The organism is uncultured Sulfitobacter sp., from assembly GCF_947502895.1.
In the GTDB taxonomy this organism is placed as follows: Bacteria; Pseudomonadota; Alphaproteobacteria; order Rhodobacterales; family Rhodobacteraceae; genus Sulfitobacter.
On the sequence record NZ_CANNBM010000001.1, the window covers coordinates 576,357 to 594,704 of the forward strand.

Annotated in this window: 20 protein-coding genes; 8 read left to right on the plus strand and 12 right to left on the minus strand. The window is 57.4% G+C overall.

The annotated features are described in order from the left end of the window. Nucleotide 1: 1 nt before the first annotated feature. Nucleotides 2-1,225, minus strand: coding sequence for a biopolymer transporter ExbB (locus tag Q0903_RS02785; RefSeq protein ID WP_299024912.1), 1,224 nt, complete (start codon nt 1,223-1,225; stop codon nt 2-4). 70 nt (nt 1,226-1,295) lie between these two features. After that, nucleotides 1,296-1,826 carry a gamma-glutamylcyclotransferase gene (locus Q0903_RS02790; protein ID WP_299024914.1) on the minus strand — a complete coding sequence of 177 codons (531 nt, stop codon included), beginning with the start codon at nt 1,824-1,826 and terminating at the stop codon, nt 1,296-1,298. 66 nt (nt 1,827-1,892) lie between these two features. Here Q0903_RS02790 and Q0903_RS02795 point away from each other — a divergent pair, with 66 nt between their 5' ends. Next, the gene (locus Q0903_RS02795; RefSeq protein WP_299412661.1) at nt 1,893-2,888 is read left to right on the plus strand and encodes a DUF2125 domain-containing protein; all 996 of its coding nucleotides are present in this window, start codon (nt 1,893-1,895) and stop codon (nt 2,886-2,888) included. Here the strand turns inward: Q0903_RS02795 and Q0903_RS02800 are convergent. The 4 genes from Q0903_RS02800 to rpsD all read right to left on the minus strand — a co-directional run bounded on the left by Q0903_RS02800 (nt 2,885) and on the right by rpsD (nt 6,443). After that, on the minus strand, nt 2,885-3,646 hold the full coding sequence (locus Q0903_RS02800; RefSeq protein WP_299024917.1) for an extensin family protein: 762 nt from the start codon (nt 3,644-3,646) through the stop codon (nt 2,885-2,887). The two genes, Q0903_RS02795 and Q0903_RS02800, sit on opposite strands and share 4 nt — an antisense overlap. Beyond that, a complete protein-coding gene (locus tag Q0903_RS02805; protein ID WP_299412664.1) occupies nt 3,643-4,566 on the minus strand; it encodes a prephenate/arogenate dehydrogenase family protein in 924 nt (307 codons plus the stop codon). Before Q0903_RS02805 ends, Q0903_RS02800 begins: the two co-directional genes overlap by 4 nt. 3 nt (nt 4,567-4,569) lie before the next feature. Next, a complete protein-coding gene (hisC, locus tag Q0903_RS02810) occupies nt 4,570-5,652 on the minus strand; it encodes a histidinol-phosphate transaminase (protein WP_299412666.1) in 1,083 nt (360 codons plus the stop codon). Between the two features lie 170 nt (nt 5,653-5,822). Further along, nucleotides 5,823-6,443, minus strand: coding sequence for a 30S ribosomal protein S4 (gene rpsD / locus Q0903_RS02815; protein ID WP_299412669.1), 621 nt, complete (start codon nt 6,441-6,443; stop codon nt 5,823-5,825). Nucleotides 6,444-6,762: 319 nt separating this feature from the next. Between rpsD and Q0903_RS02820 the strand changes: the two genes are divergently transcribed. Continuing rightward, nucleotides 6,763-7,623 carry a hypothetical protein gene (locus tag Q0903_RS02820; protein WP_299412671.1) on the plus strand — a complete coding sequence of 287 codons (861 nt, stop codon included), beginning with the start codon at nt 6,763-6,765 and terminating at the stop codon, nt 7,621-7,623. Between the two features lie 34 nt (nt 7,624-7,657). Here the strand turns inward: Q0903_RS02820 and Q0903_RS02825 are convergent, their stop codons facing one another. Continuing rightward, complete coding sequence (locus Q0903_RS02825; RefSeq protein ID WP_299024926.1) at nt 7,658-8,245, minus strand: DNA-3-methyladenine glycosylase I; 588 nt, start codon at nt 8,243-8,245, stop codon at nt 7,658-7,660. Nucleotides 8,246-8,359: 114 nt separating this feature from the next. On the opposite strand from Q0903_RS02825, the gene Q0903_RS02830 reads away from it, so the two are divergent. The 5 genes from Q0903_RS02830 to Q0903_RS02850 all read left to right on the plus strand — a co-directional run bounded on the left by Q0903_RS02830 (nt 8,360) and on the right by Q0903_RS02850 (nt 13,484). Then, nucleotides 8,360-9,202 carry an EAL domain-containing protein gene (locus tag Q0903_RS02830; RefSeq protein WP_299024928.1) on the plus strand — a complete coding sequence of 281 codons (843 nt, stop codon included), beginning with the start codon at nt 8,360-8,362 and terminating at the stop codon, nt 9,200-9,202. Nucleotides 9,203-9,361: 159 nt separating this feature from the next. Next, nucleotides 9,362-10,537: an acetyl-CoA C-acetyltransferase gene (locus Q0903_RS02835; protein ID WP_299024930.1), complete on the plus strand. Its 1,176-nt coding sequence runs from the start codon at nt 9,362-9,364 to the stop codon at nt 10,535-10,537. A gap of 86 nt (nt 10,538-10,623) precedes the next feature. After that, nucleotides 10,624-11,346, plus strand: coding sequence for an acetoacetyl-CoA reductase (gene phbB / locus Q0903_RS02840; protein ID WP_299024932.1), 723 nt, complete (start codon nt 10,624-10,626; stop codon nt 11,344-11,346). A gap of 336 nt (nt 11,347-11,682) precedes the next feature. Continuing rightward, nucleotides 11,683-12,621 (plus strand): transcriptional regulator GcvA, encoded by a 939-nt coding sequence (locus tag Q0903_RS02845; RefSeq protein ID WP_299412676.1) that lies wholly within the window; start codon nt 11,683-11,685, stop codon nt 12,619-12,621. Continuing rightward, nucleotides 12,618-13,484, plus strand: coding sequence for an EamA family transporter (locus Q0903_RS02850; protein WP_299412678.1), 867 nt, complete (start codon nt 12,618-12,620; stop codon nt 13,482-13,484). The genes Q0903_RS02845 and Q0903_RS02850 overlap by 4 nt, the downstream gene beginning before the upstream one ends. On the opposite strand, the gene Q0903_RS02855 is transcribed toward Q0903_RS02850, so the two are convergent. From Q0903_RS02855 to Q0903_RS02865, 3 genes are all read right to left on the minus strand, one after another. Continuing rightward, nucleotides 13,485-13,649, minus strand: coding sequence for a DUF465 domain-containing protein (locus Q0903_RS02855; RefSeq protein ID WP_299024938.1), 165 nt, complete (start codon nt 13,647-13,649; stop codon nt 13,485-13,487). It abuts the gene before it with no gap. 109 nt (nt 13,650-13,758) lie between these two features. Continuing rightward, nucleotides 13,759-14,499 carry a methyltransferase gene (locus Q0903_RS02860; RefSeq protein WP_299412681.1) on the minus strand — a complete coding sequence of 247 codons (741 nt, stop codon included), beginning with the start codon at nt 14,497-14,499 and terminating at the stop codon, nt 13,759-13,761. Further along, entirely contained in the window at nt 14,496-14,711 is a 216-nt protein-coding gene (locus Q0903_RS02865; RefSeq protein WP_299024942.1) for a DUF2007 domain-containing protein, read from the minus strand. The genes Q0903_RS02860 and Q0903_RS02865 overlap by 4 nt, the downstream gene beginning before the upstream one ends. Before the next feature lie 52 nt (nt 14,712-14,763). Between Q0903_RS02865 and Q0903_RS02870 the strand changes: the two genes are divergently transcribed. Next, a complete protein-coding gene (locus Q0903_RS02870) occupies nt 14,764-15,762 on the plus strand; it encodes a polyprenyl synthetase family protein (protein ID WP_299412684.1) in 999 nt (332 codons plus the stop codon). Here the strand turns inward: Q0903_RS02870 and Q0903_RS02875 are convergent. Continuing rightward, nucleotides 15,755-16,561: a 4-(cytidine 5'-diphospho)-2-C-methyl-D-erythritol kinase gene (locus tag Q0903_RS02875; RefSeq protein WP_299414457.1), complete on the minus strand. Its 807-nt coding sequence runs from the start codon at nt 16,559-16,561 to the stop codon at nt 15,755-15,757. The two genes, Q0903_RS02870 and Q0903_RS02875, sit on opposite strands and share 8 nt — an antisense overlap. Next, complete coding sequence (locus tag Q0903_RS02880; RefSeq protein WP_299412686.1) at nt 16,551-18,275, minus strand: tetratricopeptide repeat protein; 1,725 nt, start codon at nt 18,273-18,275, stop codon at nt 16,551-16,553. Before Q0903_RS02880 ends, Q0903_RS02875 begins: the two co-directional genes overlap by 11 nt. Nucleotides 18,276-18,348 lie beyond the last annotated feature (73 nt).

Consider the following 18,348-nt stretch of genomic DNA (forward strand, 5'->3'; position numbering starts at 1 on the left):
CCTAACGCTCCCCGCCGCCGGTTGGTTTGGAGCTGGTGGCCCTCATGCGGCGCGGCTCGGTGCTGCTGCGCGGCGAAGATAACGCTTTGGTCAGATAGGACAATTCCTGCCGTAGCTCCGCCATGGTTTCCTGACGACCCGCTGAAATTTCCTCAAGAATGCGCAGCATCTGAACGTCTATTGACCGCAGCCGCATCCGGCTTTCGGCATCCGGCCCACTGGTATCCGCATGCTCGGTGCGGCTGTCTTCCAGCGCGCCAATCATCCGTTCCTGCGCGTTGACCATCCTGTCTATCGCGTCTGATGATCCGCCTTGATCACCCAGCTGCACCGCCATCCGCTCAATCGCCAGTGCCAGACTACCCAGTCGCTGTTCAACCTCTGCGCGCCCCGCTTCGGAACGGCTGAACATATCTTGCATGTTCTCCATCTGCTCGGCCATGTGATCAACCATGCCCGCCATCACCGCTTGTTCGGGGCTGCTGTCATCGCCCGAGGCAAAACCGACCCGCGTGATAGAGCTGAGCCAATCCTCAAGCTCTTGATAAAAGCGGTTCTGACCATGGCCCGCGAACAACTCAAGCAGGCCCACAATCAACGATCCCGCCAAGCCGAGCAGCGACGAGGCAAAAGCCACGCCCATCCCTGACAGCTGTGATTCAAGACCTGTCATCAGCCGGTTGAACACATCAGTGCTGCCTTCGCCATCCTGCGGAGCAAGACTGCGGATGGTGTCGACAATGGCAGGGACCGTCGTTGCCAAGCCGTAAAACGTACCCAAAAGGCCAAGGAAAATCAGCGTGTTGACGATATATCGCGTAATCTCGCGCGCCTCGTCGATACGGGTAGAAACTGAATCGAGGATAGAGCGGGTCGAAGATGCGCTCACCTGCATCCGCGCCCCGCGCGTGCGCAACAAAGCCGCCAGCGGTGCCAGCATTTGCGGTGGCTTTTCGTCAGCTGTTTCATTGTCCGAGGCAAAGCTCTCAATCCAGCGAACCGAGCCGATCAGCTGCAGAACCTGATAGAAGCAAGCCACAACACCGATTAGAAAAACAAAGGCGATGAACCCGTTAAGATAGGGATTGGCCTGAAACACAGGCAGCACCCGTGGCAGCGCCATAAAGGCGCCAAAGCCTGACAGCCCCAAAACCAGCAGCATCAAAGTGATCTGACGCACTGGCTGGGAGAATTGCGGTTTTGCCTCGCGGTCTGGCTGCGCCATGCGCTCCGTGCTCCTGACCTTATTGTTATTGCCGTGCAGCTTACCCCGAAACAGGGCCAAGCCAAAGCGTTTATGCAGCGATGGTTTTTACCCGTGCTGCCAACCATTCCAGCGCCGGATCATGCAGACCAACAGAGGTCAAATGTTCGGCGGTATTATAAAGGTATTCCGTATTAGGCCCGCGCCCGCCCACCGCATGAGCGATGATCTGGGCCTGCTCCTCCAGCGGCAGGCCACCACAGTACTGGTCATGATCTTCGTCGATCACATAGACCAGCGCAGTGACCGTACGTCCGTCTTGCAATTGCACCGCCAGCTCCTTCTCCATATAGGCAGAAGAAATCAGCTCCCGCGCGCGCAGATAGGCCAATGTCTCCTCCTCTTGGTCTGCCACCACACGCAAGGCAACGCCCTCGCAAGCCTCCCCTGCCTGTTGGTCCAAAGCCAGCACCAGCCCCGGATCATCGACCGTGCCACGGTGATGGATCGAACGCATGCAGAACGAGCGCGCGTAGTCAGGCAGCGTGGCAATCACGCTCTCCGCGACTTCGAAACCCGGATTCCAAAGCAGGCTGCCATAGCCGAATACCCACATACTCATCTGGTTCTCCTGTGTTGGGACAGGTAAACCCGATGCACAACCAAATGAAAAGAGGGGCAGCCGCCCATGCGCAGACTGGCGATCAAAATACTCGTACTGGTGGCATTGGCATGGGGCGGATGGTGGTGGATTGCCACAGGCGGTTTGCAACGCGGCGCGGCGGCATGGCTGGAGGCGCAGCGCGATCAAGGCATAACAGCACAAGCAGAGACATGGTCGCGCGGCGGCTTTCCACTGCGGATCGCAACCACTGCGCAAAACACCCAGTGGACAGACGCGCAGCGCAATACCTCGGTTCAAATTCCGGCTGCAACCCTGTCCACCCCCATCTACTGGCCTGGCGACGCGCGGATCGAAATGCCAGAGCAAGCGATCATCCTGAGCACGCCACAGGCCGAGGCAACGCTATCGCTTGCCGGTCTGGATGCACAGGTGCAGCTTCATCCTGGTACGTCTTTACAGCTGGAAGCCTTGAGCAGCGAAAGCGGTGCGGTATCCCTTGATCTGGTAGAAGGGCGCATTCTGGCTCTGCAATCGCTGCAAGCGGAGGTTCAGCAGGGCGATAACCCTTCGACATACACCATTGACCTTACGGCGATGGGGCTGTCGGTCGGCAGCATTGTCCGTCAGGGTTTGCAACTCCCCGCCACCCTGCCAGACATGTTCGAGCCTGTTATCGCAGATATGACCGTAACCTTTGACCGCCCATGGGACCGCAGCGCACTAGAGGCCAGTCGCCCCCAACCCCGCGTTATCCAGATTGAACAGATCACTGCAATTTGGGGCGACATAGGTGCCAGTATGACCGGTGATCTGACCGTTGATGCCGCAGGCGTGCCCACTGGGACCATAACGGTGAACTTGCGCAACTGGCAGCAGCTGTTTGATCTGGCCATGGCGGGTCTGGATACGGTGCCCCAGTGGGCCGCAACGGCCCAGCTTGGGTTACAATCCATGTCGGACAGCGACGGCACATTGAACCTGAACGTCACAATTGCCCAAGGCCAAATGCGCATGGGGTTCTTCCCCCTCGGCCCTGCCCCGCGCCTGATTATCCGCTAGCGGCAGTAGCTACCCGAGCGGTATTGCGCCGTGTCGAAATGGAAGTGGTCCAGATGAAATCGGTTGGCCTTGGGGCCAAGCACGGTCCCGAACGGTCCACAGGCTTCAGCGTGCATCCGGCGCATCGCTTTGCGACTGCTGCGCGCGTTCCACCCCTTTAACACTGTAATTTCACTTCCGTCCATCAAACGAAAGGCCGAGATATCAATCGCGCGGCCTTTGCCATGTTCGGAAATCTTGCCCGTTTTGGCGTTATTCCGGCGCCGACAGGCATAATGCGCGGCGACTTTGATTTCGCGCAGACCGCCGCCTTTGCTGGACAACGCAGGCTTTGCGCTGCCGTCTATCCATGATTTGAGCGCACGGGCCGTGCGGCAATCCATCGTCGATTTCACGCTGAGCGATATGCCCGAAACAGAAGAAATGCGGACCGCATTGTCCACACCGCAGCCTGCGATGCGCCCGGGCACACGGCCCACGGCCTCGCCCTGAATGGAGATGTCGCCGCACACAGCCCCTGCCGCCAGAACTGCTTGCTGTTGGCGCAACTCGCGCCCTGCTTTGGGTGAGCGGAACACAGGTCGGAGGGATTTCCAAAAGCCGCCTTGCTTGTTTTCCTGCGCCGAGCGGTCAATTGTCCCGTCGGCAACGATTTCAGGCTGGCCCGTCCCGGGCCGTGCCTCCGGTCTCGCGGACCGGTCTGGCCCCGCACATGATACTGTCGCCATAACACACATCAGAACTGCCAAACGCTTCATGGCTTCCGCCCCCCACCGCGACCAAAGTCTTGGGCGTCAGTGTCTTGGCCTGCCTCGATGATACCGCGGCGGATCGCACGTGTACGGGTAAAGTAGGCGTGCAGGTGATCGCCATCCCCCTGTCGAATAGCCCTTTGCAGTGCGAACAGCTCTTCGGTGAAGCGACCCAGTATTTCGAGTGTCGCATCTTTGTTGGTCAGAAAAACATCGCGCCACATGGTAGGGTCAGATGCGGCAATGCGGGTAAAATCACGAAATCCACCCGCAGAATATTTGATCACCTCGCCATCGGTCACACGGCGCAGATCATCTGCAACACCCACCATTGTATAGGCAATCAGGTGCGGGGCATGGGAGGTCACGGCGACGACCAGATCGTGATGCTCGGCCTCCATTTCCTCGACGTTTGAGCCAAGCGCCTCCCAATAGGCACGCAGGCGGGCAATGGCCTCGGGGTCGGACCCCTCAGCAGGGACCAGCAGGCACCAGCGGTTATCAAACAATTCGGCAAAGCCCGAGCGCGGGCCGGAGTGTTCCGTCCCTGCCAGCGGGTGGCCAGCGACAAAATGCACACCTTCGGGCAGATGTGGAAGCACTTGCGCAATAACATCACGCTTGACCGAGCCCACGTCAGTTACAGTGGCCCCAGGCTTGAGCGCCCCTGCAATCTGCTGCATCACACTGCCCATCACACCCACCGGTACGCAAAGCACAACCAGATCGGCATCGCGTACAGCATCTATGATGTCGTCATAAACCACATCGCACAGCCCGATTTCGCGCGCTGTATCGCGCGTCTCGGCAGAGCGCGCAAAGCCGGTAACTTCGGCGACGATGCCGCCACGCCGCATCGCCCAAAACATCGACGAGGCGATCAGCCCGAGGCCAATCAGGGCCACGCGGTCATAAATATGTGCCATTGCTCAGCCTTCCTTGAACTGGCGCACGGCATGCACCACACGGCGGCAGCCGCTCTCGTCGCCGACGGTAATGCGCAAACATGTAGGCAGTTTGTAACCCGCTACGCGCCGCACGATCAGCCCTTGGGATTGCAGGTGAATATCACAGGCCTCCGCCTCGGTCTGGCTGGCAAACCGGGCAAGAATAAAGTTCGCCATCGAAACATCGGAGGGCACACCGATCTCGGCCAGTGCATCAGCCATCCAAGCGCGCCAGCGCGCATTCTCGGCGCGGCAATGGTCGACATAGGATACATCACGCACCGCGGCCTCGGCAGCAGCAAGCGCCGAACTGCTGAGGTTGAATGGCCCACGCATCCGCCCCAGAACGTCAATCACATGGGCAGGGCCATAGCCCCAACCGATGCGCAGCCCGCCCAACCCGTAGATTTTGGAGAACGTGCGCGTCATCACGACATTCTCACGCTGATCCACCAGCGCAGCACCGCCATCATAGCCTTCGACATATTCTGCATAAGCACCGTCCAACACCAGCAATGCCTGCGGCGGCAGGCCGTCAGCAAGGCGCGCAATATCGGCAGGGCCGATCATGGTGCCAGTCGGATTGTTGGGGTTGGCCATAAACACAAGGCGCGTCTTATCATTGCACGCGGCAAGGATCGCATCCACATCTGTAACGCGCTCGCGCTCTTTGACTTCGACAGGGGTCGCCCCTGCGGCCAGCGCGGAAATGCGGTACATGGCAAAGCCGTGTTCGGTGTGCACAACTTCGGTGTTGGGCCCTGCATAGGCTTGGCACAAAAATGAAATGATCTCGTCCGAGCCCGCACCGCAGACAATACGGGCGGGGTCGAGGGCATAGACATCGGCAATGGCCGTGCGCAATCCGGCATGATCCGAACTGGGATAGCGGTGCAATTCGCGCCCGGCAGCCTCATAGGCTTTGAGTGCTGCGGGCGACGGGCCAAACGGGTTTTCGTTAGAGCTGAGCTTGAGCGCGTTATCATGACCCGCCACATGGGACGCGCCCCCCTGATACAGGGCGATATCCATAATACCGGGCTGGGGCGTGATCATATGTGTCATATACAGGCTCTTTGGTTGCTTGGTGTCTTTTAGCCGCTCCACACCGCCACAACCACCCGCGATTTACATCCCGCGCGCATCTGTCCGACTGTGAGAGGATCACAGATAGCAAAACGCCCTGCCGGAGAACCGACAGGGCGCATGCAAATCGTGTTCCGTGGCGGCGAAGATTAGTTCTTCGCGTAGAATTCCACGACGAGGTTCGGTTCCATGACAACAGGGTATGGCACATCGCCCAGCGCAGGCGTACGCACGAATGTTGCTGTCATTTTAGAGTGGTCAACATCGAGGTAGTCAGGAACATCACGCTCGGCCAGCTGTGTGGCTTCGATCAATGCGACCATCTGCTTGGAGCGGTCACGCACTTCGATCACGTCACCCTCTTTCACGCGGTAGGAGGGGATGTTCACGAGCTTGCCGTTCACGCGGACGTGGCGGTGGTTCACGAACTGGCGCGCAGCAAATACTGTTGCAACGAACTTGGCGCGATACACAACCGCGTCCAAGCGGCGCTCGAGCAGACCAATCAGGTTCTCACCTGTATCGCCTTTTACACGCTCAGCTTCGCCGTAGATGCGACGGAACTGCTTTTCGGTCAGGTCGCCGTAGTAGCCCTTGAGCTTCTGCTTGGCGCTCAACTGGATACCGAAGTCGGAAATCTTGCCCTTGCGGCGCTGACCGTGCTGGCCGGGGCCATATTCACGGCGGTTTACTGGTGACTTTGGACGGCCCCAGATGTTTTCGCCCATGCGGCGGTCAATTTTGTGCTTGGCAGCGGTGCGTTTGGTCACGGCTGTTCTCCTTTTAAGAGCCTCGAAAGGCGGTAAAGGGCGTTGTCCTCTGCGCTATTACGCCGACAGGGTTCCTCTTGCGAAGTCCACCAACACCAATGAAGCGCCCGTATACAAGCGCCCAAGACAGAGTCAATGCCAGTTTAGCAGATCTGCCCAACTTGGACAGAAAACCTGTTTTACACGCAGCCGGCTACACAGCTGCAAATAAACACAAAGCTGCCCAATTTGCGTCAGGCATCCAGTTCCTTATGTCAGCAACATGGGGTCGCATGCGCCGCCGCGATATAAACAGCAAACAGGCGATAGGAAGATTGACATGGATAAGACAATTCTGACCCTCTGGCTCGCAAGCCCGTTTCTAATCACTTTTCTCTTGTTTGCACTTGTAGGCCTTGGCGGTTTCCTTGCGAGCCGTTTTATAAACGTGCAGGCGCAATACCGCCGCGTGACCCATTACGCGTTACTGGGACTTATCTATTGCGCTTTTACGATTTTTCTTATCGGGTTCGGCTTTTTGCCTGCCGCCGCGGAAAAAGGGCTGTTTGTGCCCATGTTCATCGGTCTTGCCTTGATATTCCCGCTTTATGGTGTGGCACTTTACTATGTGTCGGCGGCCCGTTCGAATGACATCACCAGCGATACCAGCCTTGCATGGCTGGGGTTTATTCCCATCGCCGACCTATGGTTGATCTTCAAAAAGGGCCAGCAGCGCGAAAACCGCATCTGGCTGGAACACGGGGTACGCGATATTTTCATTTTGGCGGCAGCAGTGATCCCCTTTTTCGCGGGCAATGAAATTCTGGATGAATTGGGCGAAATATCGTTCCAGCAAAGAACACTCCTCGCTTTTGAAAAACGCGCATCAACACTAGAGGACGCAACATTCTATGCGGCGTTGGAATATAAACGTAGCCCGAAAGCCTACTGGCTTCGCGGTGCGCAGCTAAAAGAGGCAACAGCAGTTGGTGGAATTCTCCGTCTGAGCTACAAAGTCCCCGAAATTGTTGTTAAACACTACGACGAAGATGCTGTTCGCGAACGGGCGCAGTCATTTTGCAAGTCGCGCCGAAACAAAGCCTTTATGGCAAAGGGTGGTGAAATCTCACTCACAATCGCGAAGCCAGACGGCTCAACCCTGGAACAATTCAACATTTCGCCATCCAACTGCGCGGTATAATCCCCGCGAAAGCAAGTCAGGTTTCTATTCTACTCTAGGGAACTTCATTGCCCTCACGCCCTACTTGGGCACAAACACTATGTCGTGGGCAGCCCACCAGATGATCATTGACCAGCCCGCAGGCCTCCATCCAAGCATAGACGATTGTGGGGCCACAGAATTTGAAGCCTGCTTTCTTGAGGTCTTTGCTCACCTGCTCTGACAATGCGGTTTTGGGCGGTACATCCGACTGGCGCTCAAACCTGTTTTGCATCGGGGTTCCGCCGACATAGCGCCACATGAAGGTATCAAAACCGCCATTGGCCTCGATGTTCTGCCATGCTTGGGCGTTTGTGATGGCCGCTTCGATTTTGCCGCGATGGCGGATAATCCCTGCATTGCCCAACAACCGCTGCACGTCCGCCTCGCCCCACTGTGAGATGATGTCCGGATCAAACCCTTCAAATGCCTCCCGAAACGCCTCCCTTTTCTTCAGAATCGTGATCCAGCTCAGCCCCGCCTGAAACCCGTCCAGAATCAGCTTTTCCCAAAGCGCGCGGCTGTCAAATTCGGGCACGCCCCATTCGGTGTCGTGATAGTCGATGTATATCTGCTCGGGCCCCGCCCATTCGCACCGCGTCATCTCATGCTCCCCGCTATTTGCCTACATTTGGCACAAAATTGGAGCCTTAACACCTTTTTAGCGGCTGGCCGTCAATGTCTGCACAAATCACCCAAACAGTGGAAGGACGCGGGAATGAATGGCGCAAGCAAACGTCAGATGGCGGGCATGGCCCCTGGCACACATAGCCCGCTGGACTATGCTGTGACCCAACGCAACAAGGGCGCACTGGGCATGGTGAAAGAGGCGATTGCACACAACCAGACCCTCCTTGCATTTCAGCCTGTCATGCACAGCTCCAACCAGACCAGCATCGGGTTTTACGAAGGGCTGATCCGTGTGTTGGACCCCACGGGCCGCGTCATTCCCGCAGGCGAGTTTATGGGCAAGATCGAGGACACCGAAACGGGCCGCGAGATTGATGTGCTGGCCCTGCGTCACGGGCTAAACACTCTTAAGAAAAACCCTTCGGTGCGCCTCTCCATCAATATGTCTGCACGCTCTATCGGGTACAAACCATGGATGAACTGCCTCAACAGGTTTCTCAACGACGCACCGGAAGTGGGCGAGCGATTGATCCTTGAGATCACTGAAAGCTCGGCCATGATGGTGCCGGAACTGGTGGTTGATTTCATGCACCGTTTGCAGCCAAAGGGCATCTGCTTTGCGATGGACCACTTCGGTTCTGGTGCGATTGCAATCAAGTATTTTCGCGAGTTTGACTTTGATATCCTCAAAATTGACGGGCAATTCATTCGCGGCATTGCACAAGACCCCGACCAGCAATCGCTGGCCCGCGCCCTGAATGCCATCGCGCGCGAACTGGGCATGCTAACAGTCGCGGAATCGGTAGAGACTGCCGAAGACGCCGCACTTGCCACGCAGATCGGAATTGATTGTTTGCAAGGCTACTTTTTCGCAGCCCCCACCACCCAACCCCATTGGCTGCAAGATCGCCAGAGGCAAAAGCACGCCTAGCAAAAGGTAACTTGGCCCCATGGTCGCGCCTGCCTTCTTGCCGCGCGGGGCCTGTTGCGGTAATTCAATGATACAAGGCCGAGATGCGGCGGCACGACCAATCGTGCAGGCGCCGATACATTCCCTCGGCCATGCGTCATATTGAGAGGACTGCATTCCATGACCAATGTCGTTATCGCTTCTGCTGCCCGAACTGCCGTCGGCAGCTTTGGTGGCTCGTTTGCCAACACGCCCGCCCATGATCTGGGCGCTGCGATGCTGAAAGAGATCGTAGCGCGCGCAGGCGTCGATGCCGCCGAAGTGTCCGAGACAATTCTGGGTCAGGTCCTGACCGCAGGCCAAGGGCAAAACCCCGCCCGTCAGGCGCATGTAAATGCAGGCTTGCCCATCGAATCTGCCGCTTGGTCGATCAATCAGGTGTGCGGCTCGGGTTTGCGCGCAGTTGCACTTGCGGCCCAGCATATCCAATTGGGCGATGCGAACATTGTTGCTGCCGGTGGCCAGGAAAATATGACCATGTCCCCCCACGCCCAAGCGATGCGCGCAGGTCAGAAGATGGGCGATATGAAATTGGTCGACACCATGATCAAAGACGGCCTTTGGGATGCCTTCAACGGCTATCACATGGGGCAGACCGCCGAGAACGTCGCGAACAAATGGCAGATCACCCGCGACCAGCAGGATGAATTTGCCGTTGCTTCCCAGAACAAGGCAGAGGCCGCCCAGAAAGAGGGTCGTTTTGCAGACGAGATTTTTGCCTACACGGTGCCGGGCCGTAAAGGGGATACGATCGTCGACGCCGATGAGTACATCCGTCACGGTGCAAACATTGACGCGATGGCCAAAATGCGCCCCGCTTTCACAAAAGACGGCACGGTTACTGCTGCCAATGCCTCGGGCCTGAACGATGGCGCGGCAGGTGCATTGTTGATGAGCGCGGAAGAAGCGGAAAAGCGCGGGATCGAGCCACTTGCGCGCATCGCCTCCTATGCAACTGCTGGTTTGGACCCGTCGATCATGGGCGTGGGACCGATCTATGCATCACGCAAAGCGCTTGAGAAAGCAGGCTGGAATGCCGAAGATCTTGACCTCGTAGAAGCCAATGAGGCCTTTGCAGCCCAAGCCTGCGCCGTGAACAAGGACATGGGCTGGGACCCTGCAATTGTGAACGTGAACGGCGGCGCCATCGCGATCGGCCACCCTATCGGTGCTTCAGGCGCACGTATTCTGAATACGCTGTTGTTCGAGATGAAACGCCGCGATGCGAAAAAAGGTCTCGCCACACTGTGTATTGGTGGCGGTATGGGTGTTGCCATGTGCCTTGAACGCCCCTAAAACGGAATGGGTGCGCAAGATAATTGCGCGCCTACGCCCCTCGGGGCAATAACATTACCGCAAGAATTGCAGATCAGGAGAATCATATGTCGCGTGTCGCACTAGTTACCGGAGGCAGCCGCGGTATTGGCGCTGCTATATCCAAAGAGCTGAAAGAAAAAGGCTATTCGGTCGCTGCGACCTACGCAGGCAATGATGACGCCGCCGCAGCATTTACTGCGGAAACAGGCATCAAGACCTACAAATGGAATGTCGCCGACTATGACAGCTCCAAAGCGGGTATTGCACAAGTCGAGGCAGATCTAGGCCCTGTTGAAATCGTCGTGGCAAACGCAGGCATCACACGCGATGCGCCTTTCCACAAAATGACGCCAGAGCAGTGGCACGAGGTCGTCGATACAAACCTTACCGGCGTATTCAACACAGTGCACCCGATCTGGCCCGGCATGCGCGAGCGCAAATTCGGTCGCATCGTCGTTATCTCGTCAATCAACGGTCAAAAAGGCCAGTTTGCACAGGTAAACTATGCTGCAACAAAAGCAGGCGATCTGGGCATTGTGAAATCACTGGCCCAAGAAGGCGCACGCGCGAACATCACAGCCAACGCCATCTGCCCCGGCTATATCGGTACAGATATGGTTATGGCCGTGCCGGAGAAAGTTCGCGAAAGCATCATTGCACAAATCCCGGCTGGCCGTTTGGGCGAGCCTGAGGAGATCGCACGCGCGGTGGCCTTCCTTGTGGCCGACGATGCGGGCTTTATCAACGGCTCCACAATTTCGGCGAACGGCGCACAGTTTTTCGTTTAATTTAGTCGCGTATGACAAAAAAAGGGCCAGTGGATCAAACCACTGGCCCTTTGCTATTCCGTAAGACCGTGTGCACACAGCCAGCGGAAAACTTTAGCGGCGCATCGGGCCGCGCAACCATGCAAAGAAGTCACTGATCGCACGGCTGCGCTCGGCATGAGCGGTCTTCATTGCGTCACGGGCGGCAGGGTTTGTTGTACCTTCGAACATGTCATCTTCTCCTGATTGCGATCCAGATCGGATCAGTGTGTCTTTCTTGAACTCAATATGTCCTTCGCAATCATTTCTTACAAACGAGACTTTCCAACCCATCAGATAAGATATACTTAACTGACCATGTCCAGTCGTTTGCCTCCGCTCACCGCTTTGCGCGCTTTTGATGCTGCCGCGCGCCATATGTCTTTCGCGCAAGCGGCGGCTGAGCTGAACGTGACACCTGCTGCGCTGTCTTTTCAGATCAAATCGCTGGAAGAACATTTGGGCGCGCCATTGTTTCGTCGCCTCAACCGCGCGGTAGAGCTTACGGAGGCAGGGGCCGCTCTGTCGCAAGGGGCAGCAGAGGGATTTCAGACTTTGGCGACCGCATGGCGCGCCGCACAGCGCACACAGGACACACAAACGCTCACTGTCACAGCAGGTCCTGCCTTCACCGCCAAATGGCTTGCGCCACGCTTGTACGAATTTGCACAGGCCCATCCAGAGATTGAATTGCGGTTTGCCGCATCGCTGAGCCGGATGGACCTGACACGAGACAACGTCGATGTGGCGATCAGGTTTAGCAGTGCGCAGACGCCCGATCTCTATGCGCTGCCTTTGGCCGAAGAATGGGTCATGCCCGTTATGACCCCCGCAATGGCAGCCCAGTATCCAACAATCAAAAGCTTGCAGGATGCGCCGATAATTTTTGACGATTCGATCAACTTTTTGACGCCGCCCATTGGGTGGTCCCAGTGGTTTGAGGCGATGGGCGTGGCTTTTTCACCCACGCTGGGGCCCCGTTTCTCTCAGGCAGATCATGCGATTGATGCTGCAATGGCGGGCGTGGGTGTGGTGCTGGGCCGCCGCGCGTTGGTAATTAAAGATTTGGCAGAGGGGCGTTTGGTCGCCCCCTTCCCGACGGCACTCAAAACCTCGGCGCGATTTAGTTTCCTATGCCTGAAAGGTATGGAAAACCGTCCGCAGATAAAAGTTTTTAGGGAATGGATTTTGGCCGAAATTGAAAAGACCGCCCATGTCACGCTAGGCCTCACCATTCTGGACCCCGCCACACCATGACGCGCGCGCAGGCCACCGGAACGGGATTTGTCGCAGTGCTGCTTTGGTCCCTTTTAGCGCTGTTTACCGTAGGGTCTGCTCCTACGCCTCCCTTGCTACTAAATGCTCTTTGTTTTGGCATCGGCGGATGTGTCGGGCTGATCTGGGCATGGATCACGGACAGCGCATCACAACTCCGCGCTGTGCCGCTGCGCGTTTACGTCTTTGGGGCGCTTGGCCTTTTCGCGTACCACCTGCTCTATTTCTCGGCGCTGCGCCTTGCCCCTGCCGCCGAGGCGGGCTTGATCGCTTATTTGTGGCCATTGCTTATCGTCGTGTTTTCGGGCCTGCTTCCGTCCGAGCGGTTGCGCGCAGGGCATGTGATTGGCGCTGTGCTGGGCTTTGCCGGTGCTGCACTGATCATCACAGGTGGGGGCATAGGCCTCAGCCCCGCGTATCTGTCGGGGTATCTGCTGGCGTTGTTGGCTGCATTTACATGGGCTGGCTATTCTGTTCTCTCACGGCTTGTAGGAACCGCCCCGACGGCAAGTGTTGCCGTGTTTTGCCTTGCCACTGCCGCGCTGTCCTTGCCGCTTCACTTTATCTTTGAAGAAACTGTGCTGCCTGCATCGCTACTAGGATGGGCCAGCATCGCTGGTCTGGGACTTGGGCCTGTAGGCTTTGCGTTTTATGTGTGGGATATCGGATGCAAGCGTGGCGATATCCAGCTGCTTGGCACCAGCTCGTATGCGGCGCCATTGCTCTCTACGCTCGTGCTCATCATCGCGGGAACCGCAGTACCAAGCATGACACTGCTTTGGGCCGCCCTGCTTATTACTGGCGGCGCGCTGATTGCAGCGCGCGCCAGCTTTGCCGAAAAGTAGTCAGTCCGACAATCGGTTGATCTCTTCTTTCAGTCGCATCTTTTTCTTTTTCATTGCAGCGACTTCAAGGCCGTCAACGCCGGGCGCACGCTGGGCTTGCTCGATTGCCTCGCTCATGTCTCGGTGCTTTTTCTTCAACGTTTCAAGATGTGCGTTTAGGGACATACTTCCTCCGGTTGTTAAAAGTGCAGGTTCAGTGAAGCATGAAGTGTTTTCAAAGTCACGCCGCCCCGCAGCATAACGCGAGGTATGGTGAACAGACGGTTAATACCGCTCAAAAAGGTAGCGCAGCGCCTGTGCGCAGTGCAGCGCGGACCGCAGGCGTATACTGGTCCCCATCTATATGGACATCGCCGCGGTGCAGAATAAGCGGTGCATGCAGGCGGAAATCCGCGCGTCCCGACTTGCGCGCACGCACAATCACCCGCTCTGCGGCGCGGCCTGTGCGGGCAGCAATGGGCAGCACTTCAATGCTTCCCATGTCATGGGGCAAAGCGGCCAGCAGATCAGGCAGACGTTCAGCGCGGTGGATAATGTGCAACATGCCCTTAGGGACCAGCCGCTTTGCCGCAACCTCGACCCATCGGACCAGCGGTGTCTGTTCACCCAACGCAGCTTCCCGAGTGGGATCGTTTGCAGCCACCGAGGCGTCGCGTCGCCAATAGGGCGGATTGGCAAGCACATGGTCAAATTGCCGCTGCCGCAACGTCAGCGGGAGGGCCGCAATATCGGCTGTCACCACCTCCAACGTGCCTTTCCCGTTGCGCAAGGCCAGATCGGCATAGCTTGCTTCGCGCTCGACCCCTGTCAGGTTCAGACCTTTTACCCGTGCCCCCAGACACAAGATGGCAGCCCCCGCACCGCAGCCCAATTCAAGCACATTTTGCCCTGAAACCGCAGGTATAGTGGCTGCAAGCAGCACAGGATCCACGCCAGCGCGGTATCCGTTTCGAGGTTGCCACAGCTGCACCAGCCCCCCGAGGAATGCATCATAACTCAGATGCGCGTCGCTCATAGGCCTAGCGGGATCTCGTTATCGCGCATGACGCGCTGCGCTGCATCCAGATCATCAGTGCGGACCATCAGGCGGCGCGGGAAAATTCCGATGCCACCCTCAAGGATGCTCATGTTTACGTCCATTTGAAAGCAGTCTATATCCTCGCCCTGCAACAGGGCTGAAGCGAAGGCGATGATCGTAGGATCGGTGCTGCGTAAAAGTTCTTTCATGGCAGTGATGTAATCTGGGGCAGCGCCCCTTGTCGAGGTAGGACGCGGGAAAATGACCAGCGAGTTAAGCCAGAAGCCACATGACCGCCTCGCTGCTGCACTTGCAGACGAGATGGAGGCCGTGAACCTTCTGATCCGTGAACGTATGGCCTCCAAACACGCGCCACGCATTCCCCAAGTCACAGCACATCTCGTCGAGGCCGGCGGCAAACGATTGCGTCCTTTGATGACGCTCGCTGCGGCTACGATGTGCGGCTACACTGGCCCTTACCACATCCATCTGGCCGCAACGGTAGAGTTCATCCACACTGCTACGCTGCTGCATGACGACGTGGTCGACGAAAGCCAGCAGCGCCGCGGGCGGCCCACTGCGAACCTGTTATGGGACAACCAGTCGTCAGTTCTGGTGGGCGACTATCTGTTTGCCCGCAGCTTCCAGCTGATGACCGAGCCAGGCTCGATGCCCGTAATGCGCATCCTTTCAAACGCCGCCGCCACCATCGCCGAGGGCGAAGTGCTGCAACTGACAGCAGCGCGAAATCTGGCCACGGATGAGGCGATATATTTGCAGGTCGTTCGCGGGAAAACAGCTGCATTGTTTTCGGCCGCGACCGAGGTCGGTGGCGTGATTGCCGATGCGCCAGAGGCGCATGTCAGCGCGTTGTTCGAGTATGGTGACGCGCTTGGAATTGCCTTCCAGATTGTCGATGACCTGCTGGATTATCAGGGCGATACAGGTGCCACTGGCAAGAACGTCGGTGATGATTTCCGCGAACGCAAACTTACCCTCCCCGTCATCAAAGCTGTTGCACAGGCCGATGAGGAAGAGCGTGCCTTTTGGGTGCGCACCATCGAGAAAGGTAAGCAAGAAGACGGCGATCTGGACCATGCGTTGGCCCTGCTGAACAAACACGGCACACTTGCCGCCACACAAGCAGACGCATTTGCATGGGCTGCAAAGGCCAAGGATGCACTTGCCCCCCTACCCGCGCATGACATCAAGGATATGCTGGTCGATCTCGCAGACTACGTGGTTGCACGCATTAGCTAAGCGTTGTTTCTACAGCCCACCAGTCCGGATGGCTCACCGCGATGGCGGACGCAGCATCACGTGCAGCCTGTCGTGTAGGGTAAAGCCCAAAACAGGTTGAACCCGAACCAGACATGCGCGCCAGCAGGATATCGGGTGTGTCACCAAGCACCCGCAGAACATCAGCAATCACCGGAGCGACTGCGACCGCCGGTGCTTCTAGATCATTGCGCTGACGACGAAGCCATTCCAACCAGTCTTTTAGCGATGATCCAACCTCGGGAAAGATTGTCATTTGCGGATTTTCCTTTTTCCGCAAGGCGCGGAAAACGTCTGGTGTCGGCACATGAGCCGCCGGATTAACCAGTACAGCAAAGAAAGTCAGGTCATCCTTAACAGGCGTCACGACCTCACCTATTCCAGACATATGCGCCGCTCGCCGATGCATGCACACGGGCACATCAGCACCTAACGTCAAGGCGTTTTCAGCACCGCCAAAAGCCCGCAATACAGCAGCCGCATCAGAAGACCCCCCGCCGATACCTGCACCATGGGGCAGGTTCTTTTCCAGCTTGATATGACCCGTCCAGCCTGACAGTTCAGCTGCTTGCCAAACAAGATTTCGGTGATCCAGCGGGACACCATCCGCGAACGGGCCAGTGACGGTGATCTGCATTTGCGTTTCAGGCGTGAACCACAAACGGTCCGCTCGATCAGCAAACACGACCAGACTGTCGAGCAGATGATAACCGTCTGCACGTTGACCAGTCACATGCAGAGTGAGATTGATCTTGGCTGGCGCAAACCCCTCAGTCGTCATTGGCGACATTTAGCGGCGCTGCACCTTCTTCTTTCAAGACAGCGTCCAGCCCTACTTCGAGCTTTCGGCGGATGCGCTCTGGCTCGGCTTCGGTATCGGTCTGGCCGTATTCGATGAATGACAATGCACGCTGCCACTGAAACTGCGCCTCGCGCTTGCGGCCAACTGCCCAGTAGACATCACCAAGGTGGTCGTTGACTACGGGATCTACCGCTTCCAGCTCTACTGCGCGCTCCATTTGCACGACAGCTTCGTCATAGCGGCCAAGGCGGTAATAAACCCAGCCAAGACTATCAACGATGTAGCCACTGTCAGGGCTGGCAGCGACAGCACGTTCAATCATATCCAACGCTTCGTCCAGCTTGCGCTTTTCCTCAACCAGCGAATATCCCAGATAGTTGAGAACCTGCGGCTGATCGGGATTGATGGCCAGTGCAGCACGGAAATCGGCCTCGGCGGCGACGCTGTCGCCGTCTTGGGAATAGGCGATGCCCCGCGAGAAATACAAAAACCACGCGCGGTTGTCGCCTTCGGCGGTGAGGTCCAGTGCGCGGGTATAGGCAGCAATAGCCGCCTGATCCTCGTCCTGACTGCGCAGTGTATCACCCAGCGTTGAATGAACCACAGCCAGATCACCGTGGCTGCGCGTCAGTTGCTCCAGTACCTCGATTGCCTGATCTGCCTTCTCCAAACGGCGCAAAGCGGCGGCACGGCCCAGCTCTGCGACATGGTAGGCGGGATCATCTGCTGGAACGGCGCGAAACTCCTGAATGGCCAGTTTATATTGGCCCAAATCTTCCAGCAGATCTGCGGTGAGCAGCAATGCATCTACATGATCGGAGCGTAGATGGCGGGCCACACGGGCATAAAGAAGTGTATAATAGTCGCTGGCGCGTTCGCCCCGCAGAAGCGCCGCAAAGGTATAGAACACTTCGGCCAGACCTGCACGCGCGGTTGGCGCATGGGTAAAAGGCAGCGTCTCGCCAGCCTTCAGCCTTTCGATCAGCACATCAAGTTCAGGATCGGTCGCACCATTGAAAACATCGCCAATCATCTGGACCGCGTCGTCGTTACGCCCCAGCTGAGACAGGATTTCTGTGCGCGCCAACACGCCACGCCGCGTACGCGCTGCAGCACCGGGGCCATCCGCGCCAAACACAGCTTCGGCATCATCATAGCGGCCGACAGTGGCCAACGCCAAAGCTTTGTGAAACATCACTACGCCCTGCATTCCGCCATCTACGGAAATGCCGTCAAATTCAGTAATCGCCGCATCAACCTGATCTGCACCAATAAAAGCCCAAGCTCTTATCAGCCCGTCGACCCAAGGGTTGATCCCGTCCGAGCGCACATCCATATCAATGATCGCCGCGTAGTCGCCCGCCCCGATCAGACCCGCCGTGACAGCCATACGCGCAGCTTGCGATTGCTGACCTGTCGCGAGTATCGCGCGGCCCAAGGGCACTGCTTTTTCGACTTCACCCAGCGCAATATAGGCTAGGGTTGTGTTATCCATCAGTTCTAGATTGGCGGAGTCGCGCGCAAGGGCTGCTGCAAAATACTGTGCAGCCGCCTCAAAGTCATTCCCGACAGTCGCACTGCGACCCGCCAGATAGGACCCTGCCAACGATTGGGCGGCAACAGGTGCCGCTGTGCCGACGCCAAGGCTCAGCACAAGGGCGGCCACGCTTACAGATTGCAGGAAATGTCTCATTTGCTCGGGCCTCGTTGTTTTCTTGTCAGGCTAGCATGTTTCCGCGCCCGCGCAATGGGATCAGTCCGCACAC